Genomic DNA, 23,468 nt, shown 5'->3' with positions numbered 1-23,468 from the left:
AATTCTTCTTTTTACCCTTAATCTTAGGATTGATCGGTTTCTTTTTCCAGCTGAACAGGGACTTTGGAAGATTCTATGCACTGCTTTCATTATTTATTTTAACAAGTGTCGGAATTATTTTCTACACAGGCGTGAAGCCTTTTGAAGTAAGGGAAAGAGATTATGCGATGGTGGGGTCCTTTTATGCATTTGCGATCTGGATTGGTCTTGGAGCAGGAGCTATCTTATGGTTTATCCAGTCTAAGATAAAATCAAACGGAGCAAACATTGCTTTAGGAGTAGTTTTATTGGGTGTCCCTTTTATGATGGGTTTCCAGAACTATACGCCGCATGACCGCAGCAAAAAATCAGCAGCGCGCGACTATGCCTATTCATTCCTGAAATCACTGTCTAAAGATGATATCATTTTTATCTATGGGGACAACGATACCTTCCCTGTGTGGGCTATTCAGGAAACAGAGCGGTTCCGCGACGATGTAAAAACCGTAAATTTCACTCTGCTGGCGACTCCATGGTATATTGATCAGGTAAAGAGAAAAACATACAATGCGGTGGGAATTCCAAGTGAACTGACTCACGAAGACTACAGAGACGGTGTAAACGACCAGATCTACATGATGAAGAAAGAAGACTGGGAAGGAATTTTTTCTATGCTGAAAGAGCAGGGTGTCCCTGATACACAATTCGGAGCCTTCAGAAAATACCTTACACAGGATTCACTGACATTGAAGGAAGCAATCAACTTTCTAAAGTTTAAATCTCCTGAAAAAGATGAGCTTCTGAAAATGTACTTTGGGGAAGAAAAATATGCGGAATATAATATTCTTCCGGTAAACAAATTCATTCTTCCGGTAAACAAAGAAAATGCATTAAAAGCAGGAATTATCACCCAGGCAGATCTTCCGGATGTAGTGAACCAGATCATGATTACCTATAAAGGAAACACGCTTTATAAAAACAACCTCATGATGCTGGATATGCTGGCCAATTTCGACTGGAAACGTCCCATCAACTTCTCATCAGGAGGAATCTACGACAGCGAGAATATCTTTTATCTTGACGAATATCTTCAGTTTGAAGGTTTCAGCTACAAATTAGTGCCTATTCATACAGCTCCAAACCTGGATGGTGATATGGGCAGGGTAGAGGTCAACTCACTTTATAATGTTGTGAAGAACTTCAGATGGGGGAATTTTAAAGACCTGGGTATTCATTATGATGAAGCAGCTACCTCAAACATTATGGGCTACAGAATGACGGCCGGAAGGGCCGCTTCAGCATTGGCATTAAAAGGACAGAAAGCTAAAGCTATAGAATTATTAGACCTTGCCTCAAAAGAAATTCCTGCTGAAAAATACAATGATCCCCGCTCATTAAGCTCTATGGTCACCGGATATATCATTGCAGGACAGGAGAAGAAAGGTCTGCAGCTGGCAGAAATCCTGAAAAAAGAGATCTTTGAAGAGTACGATTACTATCTGAGTCTTTCCCCAACATTTCAGAGACAGTCAGCCAAGCAGATGAGAGTGAAGCCAATGGAATACTCGATGGTGGTATCAGCGGTTACAGATGCTTATAAGAAATTGGGACAGAATGAAAAGGCATATGCTTACCTGGTAAAATCTATAGAACCGATTGATAAGAAATTCAATACTTTCCTCAAAGATCTTCAGCAGATGGGTAAAGAAAAGGCGATAAAGGAATCTGAAAATGTACAAAAGATCACTCCTTTCTATCAATATTTGTTCGATGTGATGCAACCTTTCGATTCTACCTATTCAAAAGAAAAAGAAGATCAGATTACCCGGGCAATGATCAAAGTGGCCCAATAGATGCCTTAAAAAACTTAACAAAGAAAAAGTCCGGACTATACCGGACTTTTAATTTTATATATGATCATTTGTTCTTAAACGAATTTAAACAACAACTAATCAATCGGCTCCCACAATTGAATCTTGTTTCCTTCCAGATCCAGAATATGCAGGAATTTTCCGTAATCATAAGTTTCGATAGTGTCCAGAATCGTAACGTTTTCCTTTTTTAATTCCTCTGCCAATGCCTCCAGATTTTCCACTCTGTAATTGATCATGAAATCTTTCGTAGAAGGTTCAAAATATTTGGTAGTTTCTGTAAAAGGAGCCCATTGTGTAAGTCCTTTTTTAGAAGTATCTTCACTTTCACGCCATTCAAAACTGGTTCCGTAGGGAGTTGTTTCAAGGCCGAGATGGGTTTTATACCATTCATTTATTGCATTTGGATCCTTCGATTTGAAAAGGATACCTCCGATTCCTGTTACTTTTTTCATGTCTGTTTTTTAGTCGTTAGAATATATTTATTATGGAAAACGATTGATGCTTTCCCTGATTTCAAATATATGTAAAACTTTTTACCGGAATATTCTTCTGAATTAAAATTCATAAAGCGCATGCTCACTGACTGAAATAGCTAAAAAAATAATGTCTTGGACTGATGGCTCTTTCAGAGGTCAAAGACTTTGATGAGCTGGAAGTCTCCGATCTTTAAAAGCCCGGAAAAATTAATTTATTTTAATGACTGCTGAAAAATTCCAGCATATCATCTAATGCCGTTTTGGAATGCATTCTGTCACCATTTTCCAGGGATTCTTTTGTGGCTTCAGCAGCTCTTTTGCGCATCTGAATTTCATAATGACTGATGGCTTCCTCCAGAGTAGTGAACCGATCCGATGTCAGACATTCACTCAGTTCCAATGCATCCAGCATTGCCATATTGGCTCCTTCTCCTGCAAACGGAGGCATTACATGAGCTGCATCTCCAAGCAGGGTGAGATTGGGTTTTGTTTCCCATGACTGATCCAGAGGCATAGAATAAATAGGACGCGGAATAAAAGGGACAGAGGCATTTTCGAAAAGCTCGTACCAGATGCTGCTCCATTCAGCATATTCTTTTTTAAACCATTCCAGTATTTGCATTTGATCAGAGAAATCCAGACCGCTTTCCTTAGCCCAGTTTTCATTGGTTCTGAAACTTGCATAAAATCCAAGATCGCCACTTCCTTTCTGGCCCATAAGCAGATTTTTATGAGTTCCAAAAGCCATTATCTTTCCGTCCCTGATCAGTTCTTTGATATGCGGAGCCGTTTTTTCTGCATTATATACATTGCCTTCAAGCATTAAAATTCCTGAATAGATCGGCTTCAGGTCTGTAAGATAAGGGCGGATCTTAGAATTGGCACCGTCGGCAGCAATGACAATATCCGCATAGGCCGAAAAACCGTTCTTGAATTGCAGCTGCCAGCCTTCATTTTTAGGTTCCATCGCAATAAAATGACTGTCCCAGATCACTGTTTCAGGTTCCAGAGATTCCAGAAGCATGTTTCTCAATGGTCCGCGGTCTATTTCCGGACGGAAATGCTTGTTACCAAAATCTTCATCAGGTTTTGTTTCGTGGTCGGTGAATATGATTTCTGCGTGTTCATTTACGATCAGCATTTTGTCTGCTCCGGGACGGTAATTCTTTTTAAATTCATCCAGGAGACCAGCACTTCGGATGGCATCCATTCCCGATCCTTCATGCATATCAAGCGGAGAACCCTGAACCCGGGCGTTTTTATTAAGATCCCTTTCATATACCTTTACATTGGCATCTTTAAGCTGTAAAAGTCTTGCCAGAGTCAATCCTCCCGGACCGGCACCTATTATGGCTATTGATTTATTTTCTACTAACATTGTATTGTAATTTTAATTTTACTGATGCAAAATTATTTTTGTTTCAATACGGATAATAGTATAAATCGGTCATTTTTGTTCCTGGACAATTCCTTTGGGACTACCCCTGAAAATTTCTTGATTTCTTTGATGAAATGCGTCTGATCTGTAAAATTAAGTTCAGGAAATAGCTTGCCTTCCGCAATATGGCCTAAAGAGGCTCTGAAACGCAGAATACTGCAGTAGGCTTTTAAAGAAAGTCCGAACTGCTGATTGAAGTAGCGGTTGATTTGTCTGCTGCTCCAGCCTGTTTTCTCTGAAAGTTCTTTCACGCTCATTTCGCCATTTGATGCATAGATGAGGTTAAAAAGCCTGTGCTTTCTTTCATCAACGGTTTGTGGCAATAACTCTGTTATTTTTTCTGTTATTTTTAGAGTAAATGTTTCAAGATTTTTAAGATTATCATCATTCAGATTCCAAAAATCATCAGGAAGATTCTTGCCACTGTTGATCAGGTCTGCAATGGAAGTGTGGAGGATATATTCCACGGCAAGCGGCCGGAAACTGACGGCAAAAGCAAACGTGCCGGAAGGAATACTTCTCTGCTCAGGTGCAGTTTCTAATCCGATGAGAAAAACATTGAACGGCTCATTCGGGCCGGATCGCATAAAAAATAAATCGACCCTTCCGTCAGGGAGTATAACCACTTCTTTTGCTTCAACTGCAGGATTATGAAACATCCCTATATTTTCTACAAAGCTGTCCAGTGATGGGTCCGGTTGAATAAATTTACAGTAGAATTCGTTGTCCATAGAAGTATACTTCTGTTATAATTTTTCAAAAAACTAAATTACAAGAAATTGGACTTAAGTGATCAATTTTAACTCAATCCTATATAAATCTTTATTTTGTGAATAATTTTAGTCTAAAATTTGGAAAATATCCAAATAACTGATAATTTAGTTATAAATCACAATAATGAAATTCCCAATCTTTATATGCTTCTTTATTTTTACCATTTCAGGGATCAATGCTCAGATGATTGATAAGGAAAAACTTCTTGAATATTATGAATCACAGCGTTATGCTGAAGCTGCCCAATATCTGCAGAGTGTATATCCTGAAGATACAAAAGATGTAAAAGCTCTGACGCAGATGGCATATTGCAATATGATGTCCGGAAAACTTCCGGAAGCAGAGAAAAACTATCTAAAGGTCAATGCTGTAGAACCGGGAAGTCTTCCGGTTTTATTCAGCCTGGCCAGTATCAATTCCAAGAGAGGGAATGCAGCGAATGCTAAAACGTATCTTTTGAAAATTATTCAGCTGGACAGCCTTAATTTCAGTGCGTACAAACAGTTAGCTGGTTTTGGAGATACTCCTGAGTCCAAATTACAATACCTCAAAAAAGCAAATGCCTTAAACCGTACAGAGCTGGATATTGCTTACGATCTTGCTGTGGCTTACCGGGAAATCAAACAATATCAGCAGGCTTATGATATCCTTGAAACAGCTATTGATGCAGATAAGGATAATTTTACGTTGCAGCAGGCCCAACTTCCGATAGCTAACCTGTTGGGCAAATACAAAGAGGTTGTTGAAACCGGAGAAAATCTTCTGAAAAAAAATACAGATGTCAACGTGATCAATGAAATGGGACAGGCTTATTTTTATTTAAAAGATTATCAAAGGTGTATAGCACTTTTTAAAACCTTGGAAGATCTTGGTGTTCAGAATGAAGGGACTCTGTATTTTATGGCTTTAAGTTACCGTGAGCTTAAGGAATATGATCAGGCTGCCATATATGCTGAAAAGACCATTGATGAGGGTATTTCCGATCATACAGCACTTTATTATACCGCTCTGGGAGGAATTTATGAATCCAAAAATCGTTTTTCAGATGCTCTGGAAGCCTACAAAAGAGGCCTGATGTTTAAAAACAGTAACACTATCTACTATCGTCTGGGCCTTTTGTATGACCTCAACCTGAAACAGGCTAAAAATGCAGTAACTTACTATAATCTGTATCTGAAAAATAAACCGGATTCTGAGAAAGAAAAAGAACAGATTAGTTATGCGAAGGCAAGGATCACATCGTTAACACATCCAAAAGAAGTGGCAATAAAGTAGAACCTATCTTGGTTGATAAATAAAAAGCATCCTCAAATATAATTTTGAAGATGCTTCATTAGGTTTAGTGACAATCCGCATTGATAGGATTCAGGATATAATCTTTGTCCTGGGGAGGTTTTACAAAATAGGATGTTCCATAAACATTTCCGGGCCGGAAAAAATCTGTAGAAACAACCTGTGCACCGCTGCTGAAGGCTGCTTTTGATCGGGTAAGGTCATTGACCTTGGCTTCATAGGTTTCAATATCAGCCCTTGTTCGTACCATAAATCCCTGCTTCACCAGAGCCTGAATGTCCTGTTGCCGTACGATTGCATTATCTTTTAAAATAAAGGCTGCAAAACTGTCCTCCGGCTCACTTTCCATGAACATTAGTCTTTTTTCCAGAGAACCGTCAATAAGATAAGGACTGTTTTTAGTAGACTGAGTTCCTGCACTTCCCGGTAACAGCATGAATATGAATTTTCCTCTGCTGTCTTCTGCTTTTGGCCAGTTATTGTGAACGACAGCCTCCCGCAGTGTAGGAAACTTCCCCTGTACTTCTTTAGGAGTAATGATCTTATCTTTCCCCAGATACTGTAAAATTTCCTGATCCAGGTCATCATAAGCTTTTTGGGTAAAAGGTAAAACCTGGGTAGAATTAGGGAAAATAGGAAATCCGGAGTCCTTGGCTTCCACCATAATAAATAGGGTCGTGTGCTGAGGATGCTGATCCGACCATTTCCGAAGTTCCTTAAGAGCATCTTTTAACGTCGGATAATGCGATCTGAAATCAATATCTGCCATATGCAGAAGCTTAAATCCGGGTTGGTCCAGGTCTTTGGTATTGTGCGGTGCCAGATCTTTTACGCCTTTCTCCTGTAAGACGCGGTAGGATGCCGGATGATTAAAGCGGTTGCCGTCCGGATCATAGTAAACATCCAGCTCAAGGCCGCGGAGATTGGCATTAAGCTGCTCTGTAAAACCGGGATGATTATAATTGAGGGCCTCTGTAAAATCCATTCCGTTAGGATGGTATTCCTGGAATTTAGCTTTCTGCTCAGAGGACATTCCTGAACTGTATTTTGTCATCAGATTTTTGATAATAGGCGCTGCCAGATCCAATACTTTGGGATCTACCGGTTCTGCATAGGAATTATGAGTTCCCAGCACCTGTATCTGGTTAATTCTGATGTCTTTACATTTTTCCTGGGCATGGAATAGTGAGGCTGCAGCTACTGCAGCAGTATACATATACTTTTTCATAAAGTGGATAATTATTTTGTATTATTAAAAATTGAAATTAACACCAAGCTGGCCTCTTATTCCGGAATAGGAGAGGTTCTCAACTCTGGATTTTTCTCCCATATAATACCGGTTGGGCTCGTTGAAAATATTATTCAGCTCTACAAACAGTCTGATATTTTTATTGATGCTGTACGACGTAGAGGCATCTACCGTAAAGTTTTTATCAAAATGCTGATAATGATCGGGACCGGCAGCTGTTCTTATTTCGCTGACGTAATCTCCCTTATAATTTCCGGCCAAACGGAGCATGAGCTTACTGGTTTCGAAAAATAATATGGTATTAAAAATATGCTTGGCCTGATTGGGAATGGTCGTTTTCATGGTTCCGGTCTGTTTTCCGTTTTCATAAACTGGCATTTTCATTTCGGAATTGATATAGGTGTAATTTCCTTCAAAACCAAGATGTTTCAGAAATCCGGGAAGCCTTTCAAATCGTTTGGAGATTCCGATTTCGAAGCCGTATAGTTTTGCCCCTTCTAAATTTTTAGGAGTGGTAAAGGTGTATGGAAGTCCATTGATGTTAAGGATAGACTGGTCTTTGTAGATCAGATCGGTAATGTCCTTATAAAAAGCTCCGGCGGTGACAAGGTCAAGTTTTCCGAAATAGTTTTCAAACATCAGATCGAAATTATTGGAAAAAGTGGGGTTCAGCTGAGTATTTCCCTGGACAACAGTATTGGACAGATCATTGACAATAGTTCCCGGGTTGAGATCATTAAAATCAGGTCTGGCAAAAGATCTGGTGTATGCAGCTCTCAGTATCCGGTCTTTGGTCAATTTCCATTTCATATTGATCATAGGCAGAAATAGGTTGTATTTTTTCCCGTCTTTAATATCTTCTACCACAGTTCCTGACTTATCGGAAACTACTTTCTTGCCGTAGAAGGAAATATCATTATATTCATTTCTTACACCGCCCACCAGCTGAAAGTTCTCATTGACCCGCCATGTGCCCATTACATAGGTGGCCCACACATTTTCTGTTCCTCTGTAGGAGCTGGTCATGTTGGAATTGCTGTTCTTTCCGCTTACCTGCTGCAATCCCAGAATATTTTGGGTGTCGGCATTATAAAATTGGTCGATCTGTCCGTTAGTGATCTGGTTGATCATGACTGACTGATAAGGATTGCCGATAGGATTCATAAAACCTCCTTTAAAAGGAAAGGGTGTCTGTTCAAACTGGCTCATATAACTTAACGGAGATCCCGGAATACCCAGTGCTGATTTCGGCATCCAAACCAATACCGCAGCATCAACTACTTTTTCTTTATTATTGAATTTTGTTCCGAATTGAAGTTTAAAATGCTCCGAAACGGTATATTTCAGATCCACCTGACCCCGAAGATCGGTTTCGCTGTTACGATTCTGGCTGAGGATCACCTGATTCAGTTTTAGCTGGTTGGCAGAAACCGGGCTCTGATTATGAGGTAAGGTAAAGTCTGCCGGATCACCCGTTCCGCCTGGAGCATCCATGGCAAAGTATTTTCTGCCATCAGAAGCCAGGTTTCCATAGGTCATAGGCTGCACAAAATTGATGATAGGGTAGCCTCTGTCGTGGTCTTCTAAATTTTCCGGAGAATTAAATTTAAAACTTGATCTGGCTTTAGACAAAGACCAGTCTATTTCTAAACGCTGGCCAACCTGATGATTCCCACCCACCTGCATGGAATATAAATCGGTAAGATAATCGGCATGTCTTGCCTGAAGAGTTACATTCTTAGAGTCAAAATTAAAATAGGTTTCCCGGACAGACTGTCCATCTTTGTATTGACTGTAGAGTCCTTTGAAGTACAATTTATTTTTACTGTTGATATCATAGTCCATTGCGTAATTGAACCCCAAAGTTCTTCTGTCTGCCAGATAATCACGAAGCTGTAACTGATTGATGGAATAGGATGCTGTCTGATCTGCTAAACCATAATTGAAAATATTCCGCATTTGGTCTATGGCACTAGACCGTTGCCATATCACCGCAGAGGAAATGAATTTCAGCTTTTCCGTAATTTTATTTCCATAAACGATGGAAGAGTTAAACGTTGGAGATTTGGACATATTTACATATCCGGTAGCAGTACTTATGGCCAGTGTTTCTTTGTTGGGGGATGTTTTTGTAATGAAATCCACATTTCCGCCGATAGCGTCGCCATCAAGATCAGGAGTCAGTGCTTTGGATAAACGTACACTTTGTATAAGCTCAGAAGGGAAGATATCCATCTGGACTCCTCTGTTGGCATTGTCACCACTTGCGCTCGGCATTCTGCTGCCATTCAATGTGGAAGAAGTCCATTGAACCGGAGTACCTCTCACGGCAACAAAACGTCCTTCCCCCATATCCCTTTCGATGGAGACTCCCTGCATACGCTGTACCGCATCTGCAGCATTACGGTCCGGTAATTTCCCGATAGCATCTGCACTCAGAACTTCCGTAATGGTGTTAGAGTTTTTCTTCATGGTAATAGCCCGGGCCTGTGACGCTTTATAAGCGCTGGTGACCACTACTTCCTGAATGGCATTCTCTTTCACTTTTTTTTCGCCTAGGCTGATCAAGCCAAGATCAACCGCCTTCTTATCAGCGACTATAAAAGGTAAATATATACTTTCGTAACCTGTATATTCAATAATCAGTCTGTAATTTCCGTCAGGAATATTGCTTAATACAAAAGACCCGTCCGTATTCGACGTTATTTTTTCTGCTTTATTTTCTATATAGATTAAAGCATTAGGCAGGTTTCCCTGCTGATCAGTCACAATGCCATGGACTGTGGTTTGGGCCATCGCAAGGCCCCCGAGAAAAAAGCCAGCTGCAGTGGTTAAAAAAAATCTTCTTCGTAACATTTTATAAATTTTGCACAAAGATGTTTTCCCTGAGAAAGAATTCAGTTCATTTAAATTTTAACAGACTTGTTTAGATTTAAACATTGTTTAATGTGTTGATTTTTAGATGTTTGTATTTGTTAAATAATTGTAATATAGCATTTGGACGTTATAAAACATGATCTGTTGGCAGGCAGTTGAACTCTTTTTTGAAATATTTGTAAAAGGTAGATTTGGACTTAAATCCGCATTGGTAGGCTAGGTCCGTAACATTGGAATCAGGCTCTTCTTCCTGCATACGTTTGAACTGTAAAACACGGTTACGGTTGGTATATTCATGAAAGTTGGAAGAAAGATATTGGCTGAACGTAATGGTAAGATCGGTTCTGGAAATAGATAAATACTGTGAAAGCTGCTCCAGGGTAAAGTCTTCATCCAGATAGATAATGCTTTTGTCATAAAATTCCTCTATAGAAGATTTTACCTTCTCAAAATCTATTTTAGAAAGATCCTTGTATTGGTATTTTTCCTTAAATGGAGTTTCTTCAATAACTATAAGTGTTTCTTTCTTCTGCTGTTCGTGGTACGTTAAAATATAAACGTACAATATCCAGGCAAACTGGATTAAAAATGAAAGGTTATACATTTTTTGGAACAGAAGAATATCCAGCCCTAATTTATAACTTGACCAGAAAACCAAAACACTCCCTAACACAAAAGATAAAAATAGCCGGAATTTTTTTATAAAAGGGTTTTCGATCTTTTTTTGATACAGGGACAATAGAACAATACAGATAAAAAGACTTCCTGTCCAATAATGAATATAATAATTGGCAAAATATTTTGAGTACAAACCAATAATCAGATCTCCTTCTTTGTAACCGAATAACTTTGCTGACAATCCCAAGGTATGGATGAGAACGATCAGAGAGAAAGGATAGAGCAGGTATTTCAGTTTGTCCCGGTGCTTGAAATTAATCAGATAAAAAGTAATGTACAGAAATATCAAACCCTTAAAAACTCTGAGGCTGCCCGGTATTTCATAAAGAATAGATTCATAGCCGAATCTTTGGATGATGAAATATTCATAGCCCATATCCACTACTACGGTCACAATGTAGAGCAATAGCATATTATGGAAAGACTTTCTGTTCTTGGCAAGACAGAGTAAGACAGCCAGCGTAATTACAGCCTGCAGGATAACAACCATTAAAATGTACAACATAGCCAGTTTAAATCTGCCCAAAATTATCAATAAACAGGAAGGATACTTTTAACGGATCATTAAATTTTTGGTATTTTTATAAAAAGTTTTCAGGAACTCATGTTCATCTTCAAAAGTATAAGTGTTCAATAGATAAATATTTAGTTTTAAATTAAAAGTAAACAGCAGGCATGAAATTGAAATTAGGGATCCTGGACCAATCTCCGACCATTGAAGGGGGCAGTTCACTACAGGCATTGAAGAACAGCATTGATCTGGCGCTGTTTGCTGATAAAGCAGGATTTTATAATGTCATCTATTCCGAACATCACGGGGTGAAAGCATACGGAAGTTCAAGTCCTGAAATTCTGTCTGCCATCATATTAAGCAAAACTGAACGAATCAAAGTAGGAACTGGAGGGATCATGATGAAAAATTATTCGGCCTACAAGATCGCAGAATGGGCCAAAATGCTGGAAAGTCTTTATCCGGAACGGTTTGTCCTGGGCTTGGGGAAAGCTCCGGGAGGATTAAAAGATGCCGTATCCGCATTGAATAACCACCGCCCCGTTGTTTTATCCAGTCAGGAAACTAAACTTGAAGAGATCATACAATACATTAAAGAAGAGAAGGGAGTCTATGAAGAGCTTATTGCCCAGCCAAAAGGCCTTACCCACCTGCCTGAAATCCTATGGCTTGGCTCCGGAATTCAATCTGCCAGGGAAGCAGCTCAACATGGCGTAGGGTATTCGTATGCTGATTTTATGAGAAATGATCAGGGGACGAAAAGTACCGAAACTTATTTAAGCGAATTCGATAGAAACCAGTACAGTCCGGTTCCTTCGCTCCAGGTGGCTGTTGCGGTATCTGTAGCAGAAGATCTGAAATCAGCTCAATACAATGCCTACGGAATGGCTTATCAGTTTCTACAGGCAAGGCATATACAGGCGCCGGAAGCACTTCTTCCCTCAGAAACAGTTGAACAGAGAATATTGGGAAGTGAAGATGAAGAAGAATTTTTTAAAATCCTGGATCATATCATTACAGATACACCGGGAAATATTTCAGCGAGGCTCCGGGAAAAAGCGGACGAGTATGGTACAGATGAATTAATCATTCTCTGTAATATGTTTAAAGAAACAGACCGTATAGATACCTATAAAAGTATTATATTGGCAAACGTATAATCACATATCCCTCATGAGCTATAATATCCAGTTATTCAGTATTGAAACAAAAGAAAAAGAGAAGGCCGCCGATGACGACAGCTTTTTTGACCGTGAAGAAAATCTTGTTCCATTCACGGGAGAGCAGATAGAGGGATTGAAAGAACGCCTTTTAAAGTATAAATATACATTGGTAAGAGAAGATGAAACGGGAATTCATTTCAGCCATCCTGATGAAGATTTTGGAAACGCCTTACTTACCGATAAAGGCCTTTATTTCAATGCAAATTTGAGTGAAAGTTCCATTTTTGAAGTAGGAATGACTGCATCTGAGTTTACAGATACGGGTGAATTTGCAAAATATGACCCGCAGAATGAAGGCTGGGAAGAATTCTAAATCTCAATTATAGTTTTTTAAAATTCTGCAGCGTTTCTATGACTCCTTCAGGTTTTTCATTTTCAAAAATACCAGATTCTAAAACCCTTTCAAAGGTTTGCGCAGTTCCGGAAGCAATGATGTTAGGGAGATTTTCATTTTCCAGCATTTCGGCCAGACCTTTCATTTCATCAATCCTTCTCACAATGTGCTGAGGATAGGTAGGCGTTGTTTTAATGAGGTCCTGATAGGTTCCCGGAAGGAATTCCTGAAGACTTTCGTTCAGTTCATCCAGGATTCCGAAATGGGCTGCTGCAGTCATGGTTTCAAAAAACAGGGCGTTCATTCCTTTATTCACCATAGAAAATAGGAGTTTGTATGCTGATGCTGCCTCTGTTTTTTCACCGGCATCTTTTATTTTAAAAACAGGAGCAAACAGATTGATAAACAAATTTCTGTACATACCGCTCACCACCAACACAGCATGGTCAGGAATATCTTTGGAAGCTCCCATTACTGCTCCATTCACGAATGGAATATCTATTGACAAAAATAGTTGCTCAATAGTGGCGGCAAGAGCTGGAGTATTAGAGTTTAAATCGACATAGAGGGGACAGTTTGAAGCTTTTTCCAGACAGGAAATAATGCTTTCCGCTACTTTCAGGCTTCCTTCCGGGCTGGTAAGCGAAAGGATAACATCAGCCTGCTCAACAGTATCCTGAAGAGAATGAGTATCAATAATTCCTAATTCTTTTATATTCTGTAATGTTCTTTCCGACCTTCCTTCTCCTGCAGTGATAACTTTAAAGTTGTGGTTTATAAGTGCTTTTGCTATTTGGGTTCCCATATCTCCTGGAAACAGAACTGCAATAACGGGCTGAGTTTTCAATATTAATAATTTTTTGAATGTTGAATATTCGAAGATACAAATCTCTTTAATTTTTTTCAGTTGTCACACACATTGTATCGATACGGTTTATTGATAAAACTGATTCATAAAGGAACTGTTCCGGATTTTGCTTAATTTTGATCCTTACTGCAGTACTTTATTATAATGAATAAGTCCCCGATTAATAATTATTTCCATTCCTTATTTGACATTAAAGAAGAAGTGGTTGGAAAAATCACAGAGACATTCAGTCACTTTGAGCTTAAGGCGAATGAAGTTTTGCTGAGCAAAGATGAGATCAGTACCAAAACCTATTTCCTGGAAAAAGGCTATGTACGTTCCTTTATCCTTAATGAGGATAATGAAGAAATCACCACTAATATTTATGCAGCGCCCTGTTTTGTCAACGACTTTCTGTCGTTTTTCAGACAGCAGCCTGCGAAAGAAACATACCAAACTATTACTGCATGTTCTTTTTGGGAAACAGGTTTGGAAAATGTACAGCACAACTTTCATAACATCCCGGAATTCAGAGAATTCAGCAGGCTTCTTTTTGTTCTTAATTATTACAGCATCCATGACCGCTTGATCGAAATGGCCAGCCAGAAAGCTTCCACCAGATATTTTAATCTGATGAAAAAGCATCCCGATATTTTCCAGTTTGTTCCTCTGAAGATCATCGCTTCTTACCTGGGAATTAAAGACAGCTCATTAAGCCGCATCAGAAGAGACATTCATAAAATGTAACCGTACAGGTTTTTTGGGTTTGAGAGTATAGGAGTGTATTGAGTTGCTGGTTAAAATAACGTTGCTGGTTCCTAGTGATTGAGTTAATGAACTGCCGGTTGGTATCTGATGTCTTGCATCTTGACTTTATCATTTACTGTTCACTTGCAAAGCAAAATTAACGATTGACATTTTCTAATATTAATAAAAGTCTCAGGTCTCATGTCTGAAATCTGAAATCTGAAATCTAATTTCTTTTCATTTGTCAAGTGATATATTAGAATTTGGATCTCATCTTTGTTAAAAATAAATTTATGAGCAAAAAACATATTGCAGTGCTTGGATTGGGTGGAGTAGGCGGATATTTCGGTTTTAAAATCAACCAGGAAAATGAGTCTTCCAAAAAATATAAAGTCAGTTTTGTAGCAAGAGGAGAAACCTATCAGAAGGTAAAAGAAAACGGACTGGTTCTTCTCTCGCCTGAGCACCCTGTAGATCATACTTATCCTGATGCCATAGAGCAGAATATCAGTGATGTGAAAAATGCAGACTTACTATTGATCTGTGTAAAAGAATATGACCTGGAAAATATTTGCCAGCAGCTTAAAGAGGTGATCAGCAGCGAAACAGTACTGCTTCCCATGATGAATGGTGCGGATATTTACGAAAGAATTAGAAAAATAATTCCTGATAACGTTATTCTGCCGACCTGTCTCTATGTAGCTTCCCATATCAAAGAAAAAGGAATTGTAGAGCATAAAGGAAAAGCAGGGAAAATGATTGTAGGAAGAGATCCTGAACATTTTTCTGCGGATGTGGATTGGATTGTTGATATATTGAAAGAAAGTAAAATTGATTTTGATTTTAAAGATAATTCACTGGCAGATATTTGGACGAAATATATTTTCATTGCAAGTTTCGGACTGGTGACAGCTAAACATAATTCTTCCATTGGAATGGTATGCACAGATGAAAATCAGAGAATTGAAGCTTCTGAAATCATGAGAGAAATTAAAAGGATCGCTGACAAAAAAAGGATTGCTCTGGATGAAGATATTATTCAGAAAACATTTGAAAAAGCAGCTACATTTCCTTTTGAAACTCCGACATCTCTACAACTTGACGTCAACTCCGGAAAAGAAAATAATGAACTTGAATTATTAGGGGGTGCCGTTTTGAATTTCGGAAAAGAATTGAGTATTGAGACGCCTGTCACACAGAAAATTTATAATGAAATAAAAGCCTTATAAGCTGAGATATTTTGTTTTCTAAAAACAAGTCATAAAATGAAAGCGGGTTTATTCCCGCTTTTATATTGGTTTCTAATTAATGTGTTCACTTATCTTAAGAGTGAAGGAATTTTTGGCGGCTGAATAAAATGTCATCGGTTTCACGGTGCTCAGGATCATCTACACAGCAATCTACCGGGCATACCGTTTTACACTGCGGCTCCTCATGAAATCCTTTACATTCTGTGCATTTTCCCGGAACAATATAGTAAACGTCGTCCGAATAAGCCTGTTGATAAGCTCCTGCATCTGTTTCCGCTCCATCCGGAAAGATCACTTTTCCGGAAAGTTTTGTTTTATCCTGCCACCTCCAGTCAACAGCGCCTTCATAGATTGCTGAATTAGGGCATTCGGGTTCACAGGCTCCGCAGTTAATGCAGTCATCGGTTATTGTAATAGCCATATTATATTTTTTTAAAAAGATTTTAAAAGAGATTTCTCCTGACTTGTTATAGCCCGAGAAATCTCTGTCTAAACATAATTTAAATGAAAAAACAATGGGTTATAATTTTTACTATATCTTTCCTATTCTCTTCGTAGTTGCAATGCCGATCATCTGATCAAATTTAGCAGAATATAAAGAAGATATTTTTGCCGGATCTTCCGGATCAAATAATGCTGATCTGATAATAGGTATGCTGAAAGGAAGAGGCCATGCCCGCAGAGATTTTGCAACCGCATCCATAGTATTAATGCCCTGCATAGCCTGCAGGCCATCTGCCCAACAAACCAGGCCAACCGTTTTATCCGTGAGATAAGGCTGATAATGATTGGCTGTAACTTCAAGCCAGTCCAGACAGTTTTTCATTACTCCCGGAATACTGCCGTGATAAAGCGGAGCTAACCAGAAGTGAATATCTGCCTCCAAAAATAGCTGGCACATGCGTTCTACAGCCAAAGGAGTTTTAGTAAGGGTAGTGTCAAAAAGTGGAATTCCCGAATCTGCCAATGTAAAGATCTCTGTCTGGAAGCCTGATTGCTCCAGCCTTTCTGCAAAGTATCGGGAAATTCGTCCGGCAGTAGATTCAGGTCTTTTTTCTAAAGAACCGTTTAATATAAGTGCTTTCATTGCTTTTAACTTTTAAAGATTACTTTCGGAAGACCTATTTCACCATACATCAAAGTTTTGACCAAAGGTTTCAAAAGTCCGGCTGCCAATAAGTACAGAGAAGGATCATGATCAGCTTTTGCCCGGACAACAACTTTCTGATTTTTATATGATCTCAGATCTGCATACATAAGGCGGCGTTTCCAAAGATCCAGCAGAACCGTTTCTGTATTATTTAAATCTGCATAAATGGCATAAGGAGATAATTTTTCCATTAACATCATCAATGCCCAGGGCGGAATAATAGCATCCGTAGAACAAATAATTGCTACAGCTTTTTCGTTGTATACAGAAAAGTCTACGGCAGCAATGGATTCCTTAAATTCCTTTTCCTTCACAATTATTCCCATGAAAAGATGATCTTTGATATCCAGTTCCATAATTTCTGTAGTTGGTCTGTAGTCTGAGAGATCAAGGGCAATGATTCCGGAGGCTTCTGCTTTATTGATGAATATTTTCTGATCCATAATTGATTTTGTAATCAATATTAAAGTTAGTTATTTAATTTTTGAAAGAGCTTCTTCGTATTTTTTCTCTACGGCTGACCAATTTAAAACAGACCAGAATGAATCCAGATAATCCGCTCTTTTATTCTGGTAAGCTAAATAATAAGCATGTTCCCATACGTCAATTCCAAGAATCGGAAAACCTCTGTTGACCTGTTGGATATCCATCATCGGGTTATCCTGGTTGGGAGTAGAGGCCACAGCCAGCGAACCGTTAAATTTTACAAACAGCCATACCCATCCGGATCCAAACTGTCCAAGACCTGCTTTTTTCATTTCAGCCTTAAGGTTTTCAAGGCTTCCAAAAGTGGAGCTGATAACCTCTGCCAGTTTTCCTTCAGGATTTAACTGAGGTTGTGGAGAGAGAATTTCCCAAAATAATGAGTGGTTGAAATGTCCGCCACCGTTATTTCTTACGGCAGGACTGTATTCACTGATTCTTTGAAGGATGGAATCCAGATCGTCTGAAGTTTCATCCGACGCCTTCAAAGCTGCATTCAGATTATCCACATAAGCCTGATGGTGACGCTGATGATGAATGGTCATTGTTTCTTTATCTATAAATGGTTCCAGTGCATCGTAAGCATAAGGAAGCTGAGGTAGTGTAAATGTGCTCATTGCTTTTATTTTTTAATTAATGTATTCCAAAGGTAATCATATATTTCAATAAAACAACTTTATTGTTGTTTTATTGAATTGACGTATTTTACTTTAAACACTTGAATAGCTGTAATTTAATATATAAAACTAAAGATTATAGAAAATGACTATATTTGTTGTATAAAATAAAACAACTAAATTATTGTAAAATGAAGAAGCCGGCAGCAGACCGAATCCTGATGTTCTTAAAAATGAGAGGGGAGGCGACATCGCTTCTGATCTCTAAAGAGCTTTCCATAACAAAAGAAGGTGCAAGAAAGCATTTACTGAATCTTGCTGTGGAAGGACTCATCCGGCCTGTCGCAAAAAGTGAAGGGGTCGGACGACCTTCAACCTACTATACCCTTACGGAAAAAGGATTGTCGCAGTTTCCGGATTCCCATGCCGACGTAACTGTACAGATCCTGAGGTCTGTGAAAAATTTGTTGGGAGAAAACGCATTGGATCTGCTGATCAATGACAGAGAAAAAAATACGTACGAACGCTATGAAAAAGCTTTGGTAAAAGCAGAATCCTTAGAACAACGGTTAGAAGTGCTGGTACAGGCCCGAAGTGAAGAAGGCTATATGGCAGAATGGACGAAAGAAGGCAATGAGTATTTCCTCATAGAAAACCACTGCCCGATATGTGCCGCTGCCACCGAATGTCAGGGATTCTGCCGGGCAGAGCTTTCCAACTTCCGGAACCTGATCGGCAAAGAGTATCAGGTGGAAAGAGTAAGCCATATTCTTTCCGGTGGACAGCGGTGTGTGTATAAAATTAGTGAGTGATTTTTAGATAAAAGATAAAAGATCTTGTTATTAAAATTCAATAGGAGCGGGCTTTAGCCCGCTTACAAAAGAATGCCTTGATCATCTGGCTTTAGCCAAAATCTAAAATCAAGAATCCCGTCCTAAAAAATCAGATCCAATTCTCAATAAGATGAAGCCAGAATACTTTTTCCTCCCGTATCACAAAGACAGCTGATGACTTCCGCCGTGTCACTACAGATCCGGTTGTCTGGATCTCAATGTACGAAGACAGTCCATGGCTTTCTGTAATTTGAACATCAATATTTTCAATGACAATGCTGCGTTCCGGAAATTTACCGTATGCTCCCGGAAGCCATTCTGAAAATGTAGCCAAAGTCACAGTATCGCCGTTTCCTGTAATCATTCTGAAATCTGCATCAAATCCCGACAGAAGCTTTTTGTAAAGCCTGTTTTGATCTTGTTCTCCACGAAACCAAGCTTCAATATCTCTGTGAAATCCATTGATTTCTGTAATGATTTTTTCTGTGTTATTCATAAGTTTAAATATATAATTATTGTAATTAAAAAAATGACATATAATCTACTCAATATAATGTTTTATGCTTCAAAAGCTTCTTATTGATGAAAATTCCTGCGACCTGAAAGATTGCAATCATTAAAATAGCCAGGGCAAAGGCTTTCGGGAATCCTAGAACTTCAATTGTGCTGAAAAACACAGTTCCGATAATGGTACCACCGGTTACACTCCCGATCTGTATGCTGATACTGATCAGTCCTGAAGCCTGACCTGCCTTTTTTCTATCTATTAATGCAATAGCTTCCCGCATCATCACAGGCATGATAATACCATGACCCAGCCCGGCCAAAAATAAGCTGATATCCATTTTTATTGAAGGTTTTTCCTGAAGATAAATGAATATTGAGGCTAAAGAGAACCCTGAAATCAATAATCCCAAACCAATGTAAACCATGATATGTGAAGAATATTTTACTTTGGAAATAAGCAATGGTCCGATAAAAAAAGCCATTCCGTAGGGAATAATAGCAAGACCTGTATCTACCGGGTTCCAATTCAGGAACTGCTGCAAATAATACGGATAGCAGATAAACAGTCCTGATGTGAAATTGTAAAAGAAAATAATCAGGAGACAAAGAACAAACGGGTGGTACTGCAAAAGAGTAGGGTCTATCAATACAGGCCTGTTCTTACGCAATGATTTAACTTCATATCTGTAAAACGCCATCAACAGTAAAAGTCCTGATAGTAGAATCGCAAAAATCCACCATGCCCACTGGTATTTTCGTCCGAAAATAATAGGACATATAAACATTAATAATGAGGTGATTAGCAATAGCGCGCCGGCATAATCAATTTTTTGTCTTTTTTCTTCCCGGTTATTCTCCATGGTATAATGGATACCTACGATACAAAGCAGCGTAACGGGAACATTGACTAAAAATACCGTTTCCCATGAAAATGTTATCCAGTGGAGATTAAGCAGGAATCCACCTAGCAATTGTCCTGCAACAGAAGCCAAACCGAATACGGAACTGAATATACTGACTGCCTTAGGCTGCTCGCTGCTGTTGAATAAAACCCTTATAGATGCCAGAACCTGAGGAGCCAGAAAAGAAGCGCCAACTCCCTGAAACATCCGTGAAATAATAAGAAGTGTAATATTTGGAGAGAAAGCACAGGCAAGAGAAGAAAGTAAAAAGAGATATAATCCCAAAGTAAATATTTTTTTACGGCCATATAAGTCGCCCAGACGTCCCCCACAAACCACAAGCGCAGCATAAGTAAGCCCGTAAATGGCAACTACCATTTGTAGCTGATGATCACTGGCACTAAAAGTTTTTTTAATGGAGGGAAGTGCCATATTGACTATAAAATAATCGAGTGGAGAAAGAAAGGCTCCTGCTGTGAGGTAGCCAAGCGCCTGCCATCGTTTGGGATAGATGTTCATATTTTTTCTGCAAAATTAGCCGCTTATTGTACCTGTAAAATTGTACTTTTGGAGGAAAAATAAGTATTCAAGCATGAAAATGTTACAAGTTGAACACATTGATGTAAAGGAAATCAGGTTTTGCAGCGAAGGAATAGCTCTCAAAACAAAAGCTTTTCTTTCACTGGTGTATGTTCTGAAGGGTTGCGGAACACTCACGTATGACGAACGAACTATTACATTCGGGGAATCGAAGCTTTTTATTATTCCCCAGCATCAGCTGTACCATTTTGAAAGTAATGATGCCCAATTGATCGTTATAGAATGTCCGATTGAGTTTATAGATAAAATAAGACTGGAAGCTGACCGTATAGAAAGCTGCGAAAACCTTTATAAACTCCAATATATAAGCAATAATTATCATGCAAGGGCAGGATGTGTATTCCGGAATAAGGATGATGAACGTTTTGCTGAAAACCTCATTATACAAATTACCAGAGAGCATAAGCGTAAAACTGATGACTATCTGATTATCCGTAACTGCATTTCTATCCTGTTGAATATTATAGCACGGAATATCATTGACAGCGAAACTTCAGATCTGCAGCAGAACGTAAAAGCTTTCTCCATCATGAAAATTATTACCTATATTCAGGAGCATGTAAAAGATAAAGAGAAGACCAGAATACATTCCATAGCAGATCATTTCGGGATTTCAAAGAATTATTTCGGGGAATACTTCAAGCAGCATACAGGAGTTTCCTATCAGGATTATCTGCTGGATTACCGCCTGAAACTGGTAGAAACCTATTTGAAATACAGCAGTGTCCGGTTAAGCGAAATCGCGTATGAACTCCAGTTCAGTGATGAAAGCCATCTGTCAAGGCTCTTCAAGAAGCACAGGAATATGACGCCTAAAGAATACAGAAAAATTCTTTTGGTTAAACCCGATCAGGAGGGAATTTAGTCTGAAAGAGGGAAAAATAAGAAAAAGAAGTGCTAATACCATTGATTACTATGGCTTAACTTCCTTCTTCAGGCATCCGGCTTCCATTCCCCAATTCAATACTTCGTTAATATTTCCATCAGCATCAGGATAGATACCAGTTTTTTAGAAGACTGGTATTCCGGGTTCAGCTGCTCTCTTATTTCCCCCAAAGCTTTGCTTAATTTATTACTTACCGTCTTATTGCTGATGCCGAGAGCTTCTGCCGTTTCATCAACAGACATATTTCTTCGGATTCTCATATCATATACGCTCTGTTCCGTCGTGGGAAGCTGTGAAACCACCTCATCAATCATAGATAATAAAGCAGAGATCTCGTTTTCTTCAAGAATTTCAAAATATTCCGTATCAGATATATTCATCTCGCCTGTAGGGTCAAATTCATCAATACTAATGGTAGACGGAACCTTTTTAGAGCTGTTATAATGATCAATAATTCTGTAATGAAGATAACGCAGGAGGTAGCCTTTTGCACTTTCTGTGTCGTCGGTCTGTATGGAAGTGGTGTCTTCAAGTATTTTTATCCAGAGGTTCTGCAGCAGTTCTTCAGACATCTCTTTATCTCTCGTCCTCGTGAAAACAAAACGGTAAAGACTGTCCCAATACCGCTCATAGAACAGCATGAATGCAGGACGGTCACCTGATTTTATCTTCTTTAATATCGTATAGTCTGTAAGCATCATATCGTTGGTACAAAATTACCTAAAGGAAAATTAACTTTTTATGAACTTTGGGGATTCTAAGATTAATTATTTCTGAAAGATATCCCCTAAATGTGAATCAAATGTTGAGAAAGCAGTAGAATGGGTTAAAAATGTTAACAAGTTGGTTTTAATGTGAATACAATATTAAGAACCGCCTGGGGAAGTTTTTCATTTTCACAGTCTTATAGATAGAAGTATCTGTGAATACATGAAATATTTTATGAAAAGCCAAAAAAATAAGAATACTGCAGCTTTTGTTTTTAAGCTCTGGCAAAGGGAAGTTTCCGAAGGGGAAATCTCTGAAAAAGAAAAAGAAATTTTGAGTCAGTGGGAAATCCAGACAGAAAAAGACCTGGACAGAATCCATATGAAGGAATCCAAAGAAAGGGTTTTATCTGCACTCGAAATGTATTTTATTAAGCCGGTCCAGACAGCTCCTCTCTATTCATTAAAAAAATATGTATACACAGCTGCGGCTGCAATTATACTTCTGTTGTCTTTAGGAGGAATCCTATATACGGCATTCTTTAGACCTGATACCTATACTTCGGGCTCGGAAAACCGTAAAGTTTACCTGGCAGACGGTTCTGTGGTTACATTGTTGAACGGTGCAGAACTCACAGTAGATAAATCGTTTCCTGCTTCCACAAGAATAGTGTATCTGAAAGGGGATGCCATATTTTCTGTAGCAAAATCAAAGAGCCATCCCTTCATTGTACATGCAGATGGTTTCAGTACCAAAGTCCTGGGAACTGTTTTTAAAATTTCACAATCCGGCAATGACAAATCTGTACAGCTTTATGAAGGTAAAGTTGCTGTTTCCTATGCCGGAGTCCCGGTTTCTTACCTGAAGCCTAACCAGAAATGGACCAATTTCGGGATAGCCCATACCGCAGCCGTGATTTCACTTATAACAGAAAAAAAATTAGGAAAACAGAAAGCAGAACTCTTGTCATTAAGCTTCAACGATGTTTCCTTTAAAGAGGTGGCAGATGTGATGCAGAATAATTACAAGATCAGGATCGTATATCCTAAAGAAACTGCAGAAAAGAGGATAACAGCAGATTTCACAGGAGGTACAGCCGATGAAAATATGGAAGCGCTGGCCTTTATATTGGGCCTTGAAGTACACAAAGAAGATCATATATACACCCTGAAGAAATAACCTACATAGATTAACACTAAAAGAAAATAAATTATTAAAAGAGAAATTGAACA

General features: G+C 38.8%; 22 protein-coding genes and 1 pseudogene. 9 read left to right on the top strand and 14 right to left on the bottom strand.

Going from position 1 to position 23,468, the window contains the following annotated elements:
* Positions 1-1,832 (top strand): annotated as a pseudogene (locus LC418_RS15850) (DUF2723 domain-containing protein); the annotation flags it as partial.
* 95 nt (positions 1,833-1,927) lie between these two features.
* On the opposite strand, the gene LC418_RS15845 reads toward LC418_RS15850, so the two are convergent.
* From LC418_RS15845 to LC418_RS15835, 3 genes are all read right to left on the bottom strand, one after another.
* Positions 1,928-2,305, bottom strand: a complete 378-nt coding sequence (locus tag LC418_RS15845; RefSeq protein WP_111959672.1) for a VOC family protein — start codon at positions 2,303-2,305, stop codon at positions 1,928-1,930.
* Between the two features lie 241 nt (positions 2,306-2,546).
* The gene (locus tag LC418_RS15840; RefSeq protein WP_223559859.1) at positions 2,547-3,707 is read right to left on the bottom strand and encodes an FAD-dependent oxidoreductase; all 1,161 of its coding nucleotides are present in this window, start codon (positions 3,705-3,707) and stop codon (positions 2,547-2,549) included.
* A gap of 32 nt (positions 3,708-3,739) precedes the next feature.
* Complete coding sequence (locus tag LC418_RS15835) at positions 3,740-4,498, bottom strand: helix-turn-helix domain-containing protein (RefSeq protein ID WP_223559858.1); 759 nt, start codon at positions 4,496-4,498, stop codon at positions 3,740-3,742.
* A 166-nt stretch (positions 4,499-4,664) separates the two neighbouring features.
* Here LC418_RS15835 and LC418_RS15830 point away from each other — a divergent pair, with 166 nt between their 5' ends.
* On the top strand, positions 4,665-5,816 hold the full coding sequence (locus LC418_RS15830; protein ID WP_223559857.1) for a tetratricopeptide repeat protein: 1,152 nt from the start codon (positions 4,665-4,667) through the stop codon (positions 5,814-5,816).
* 64 nt (positions 5,817-5,880) lie between these two features.
* Here the strand turns inward: LC418_RS15830 and LC418_RS15825 are convergent, their stop codons facing one another.
* The 3 genes from LC418_RS15825 to LC418_RS15815 form a co-directional block, all read right to left on the bottom strand.
* Positions 5,881-7,062 carry a phosphatidylinositol-specific phospholipase C domain-containing protein gene (locus LC418_RS15825; protein ID WP_223559856.1) on the bottom strand — a complete coding sequence of 394 codons (1,182 nt, stop codon included), beginning with the start codon at positions 7,060-7,062 and terminating at the stop codon, positions 5,881-5,883.
* Positions 7,063-7,086: 24 nt separating this feature from the next.
* Positions 7,087-9,939, bottom strand: coding sequence for a TonB-dependent receptor (locus LC418_RS15820; RefSeq protein WP_223559855.1), 2,853 nt, complete (start codon positions 9,937-9,939; stop codon positions 7,087-7,089).
* Positions 9,940-10,087: 148 nt separating this feature from the next.
* Positions 10,088-11,143, bottom strand: a complete 1,056-nt coding sequence (locus tag LC418_RS15815; protein ID WP_223559854.1) for a helix-turn-helix domain-containing protein — start codon at positions 11,141-11,143, stop codon at positions 10,088-10,090.
* A 170-nt stretch (positions 11,144-11,313) separates the two neighbouring features.
* Between LC418_RS15815 and LC418_RS15810 the strand changes: the two genes are divergently transcribed.
* Positions 11,314-12,309 (top strand): MsnO8 family LLM class oxidoreductase, encoded by a 996-nt coding sequence (locus tag LC418_RS15810; RefSeq protein ID WP_223559853.1) that lies wholly within the window; start codon positions 11,314-11,316, stop codon positions 12,307-12,309.
* Positions 12,310-12,322: 13 nt separating this feature from the next.
* Complete coding sequence (locus LC418_RS15805; RefSeq protein ID WP_223559852.1) at positions 12,323-12,685, top strand: hypothetical protein; 363 nt, start codon at positions 12,323-12,325, stop codon at positions 12,683-12,685.
* Between the two features lie 7 nt (positions 12,686-12,692).
* Here LC418_RS15805 and LC418_RS15800 read toward each other — a convergent pair whose 3' ends face one another.
* The gene (locus LC418_RS15800) at positions 12,693-13,553 is read right to left on the bottom strand and encodes an NAD(P)-dependent oxidoreductase (RefSeq protein WP_223559851.1); all 861 of its coding nucleotides are present in this window, start codon (positions 13,551-13,553) and stop codon (positions 12,693-12,695) included.
* 165 nt (positions 13,554-13,718) lie between these two features.
* Here LC418_RS15800 and LC418_RS15795 point away from each other — a divergent pair, with 165 nt between their 5' ends.
* Positions 13,719-14,300 (top strand): Crp/Fnr family transcriptional regulator, encoded by a 582-nt coding sequence (locus tag LC418_RS15795; RefSeq protein WP_223559850.1) that lies wholly within the window; start codon positions 13,719-13,721, stop codon positions 14,298-14,300.
* A 293-nt stretch (positions 14,301-14,593) separates the two neighbouring features.
* Positions 14,594-15,529 (top strand): ketopantoate reductase family protein, encoded by a 936-nt coding sequence (locus LC418_RS15790; RefSeq protein ID WP_223559849.1) that lies wholly within the window; start codon positions 14,594-14,596, stop codon positions 15,527-15,529.
* A 94-nt stretch (positions 15,530-15,623) separates the two neighbouring features.
* Here LC418_RS15790 and LC418_RS15785 read toward each other — a convergent pair whose 3' ends face one another.
* The 4 genes from LC418_RS15785 to LC418_RS15770 form a co-directional block, all read right to left on the bottom strand.
* Entirely contained in the window at positions 15,624-15,971 is a 348-nt protein-coding gene (locus tag LC418_RS15785; protein WP_223559848.1) for a 4Fe-4S dicluster domain-containing protein, read from the bottom strand.
* 111 nt (positions 15,972-16,082) lie between these two features.
* The gene (locus tag LC418_RS15780) at positions 16,083-16,637 is read right to left on the bottom strand and encodes an NADPH-dependent FMN reductase (protein WP_223559847.1); all 555 of its coding nucleotides are present in this window, start codon (positions 16,635-16,637) and stop codon (positions 16,083-16,085) included.
* Between the two features lie 5 nt (positions 16,638-16,642).
* Entirely contained in the window at positions 16,643-17,143 is a 501-nt protein-coding gene (locus LC418_RS15775) for a DUF2480 family protein (protein WP_223559846.1), read from the bottom strand.
* Between the two features lie 30 nt (positions 17,144-17,173).
* Entirely contained in the window at positions 17,174-17,800 is a 627-nt protein-coding gene (locus LC418_RS15770) for a superoxide dismutase (RefSeq protein ID WP_223559845.1), read from the bottom strand.
* A gap of 191 nt (positions 17,801-17,991) precedes the next feature.
* On the opposite strand from LC418_RS15770, the gene LC418_RS15765 reads away from it, so the two are divergent.
* The gene (locus LC418_RS15765) at positions 17,992-18,612 is read left to right on the top strand and encodes a helix-turn-helix transcriptional regulator (protein WP_111959706.1); all 621 of its coding nucleotides are present in this window, start codon (positions 17,992-17,994) and stop codon (positions 18,610-18,612) included.
* A 130-nt stretch (positions 18,613-18,742) separates the two neighbouring features.
* Here the strand turns inward: LC418_RS15765 and LC418_RS15760 are convergent, their stop codons facing one another.
* A complete protein-coding gene (locus tag LC418_RS15760) occupies positions 18,743-19,129 on the bottom strand; it encodes a hypothetical protein (protein ID WP_223559844.1) in 387 nt (128 codons plus the stop codon).
* 49 nt (positions 19,130-19,178) lie between these two features.
* A complete protein-coding gene (locus LC418_RS15755; RefSeq protein ID WP_223559843.1) occupies positions 19,179-20,561 on the bottom strand; it encodes an MFS transporter in 1,383 nt (460 codons plus the stop codon).
* A gap of 73 nt (positions 20,562-20,634) precedes the next feature.
* Between LC418_RS15755 and LC418_RS15750 the strand changes: the two genes are divergently transcribed.
* Positions 20,635-21,507 (top strand): AraC family transcriptional regulator, encoded by an 873-nt coding sequence (locus LC418_RS15750; RefSeq protein WP_223559842.1) that lies wholly within the window; start codon positions 20,635-20,637, stop codon positions 21,505-21,507.
* A 95-nt stretch (positions 21,508-21,602) separates the two neighbouring features.
* Here LC418_RS15750 and LC418_RS15745 read toward each other — a convergent pair whose 3' ends face one another.
* Positions 21,603-22,229 carry an RNA polymerase sigma factor gene (locus tag LC418_RS15745; protein WP_111959714.1) on the bottom strand — a complete coding sequence of 209 codons (627 nt, stop codon included), beginning with the start codon at positions 22,227-22,229 and terminating at the stop codon, positions 21,603-21,605.
* Positions 22,230-22,470: 241 nt separating this feature from the next.
* Here LC418_RS15745 and LC418_RS15740 point away from each other — a divergent pair, with 241 nt between their 5' ends.
* Positions 22,471-23,415, top strand: coding sequence for a FecR family protein (locus tag LC418_RS15740; RefSeq protein WP_223559841.1), 945 nt, complete (start codon positions 22,471-22,473; stop codon positions 23,413-23,415).
* Positions 23,416-23,468 lie beyond the last annotated feature (53 nt).

This window comes from Chryseobacterium lathyri, from assembly GCF_019970085.1.
Taxonomy (GTDB): domain Bacteria; phylum Bacteroidota; class Bacteroidia; order Flavobacteriales; family Weeksellaceae; genus Chryseobacterium; species Chryseobacterium lathyri.
This window is presented reverse-complemented; position numbering and strand designations above follow the sequence as displayed.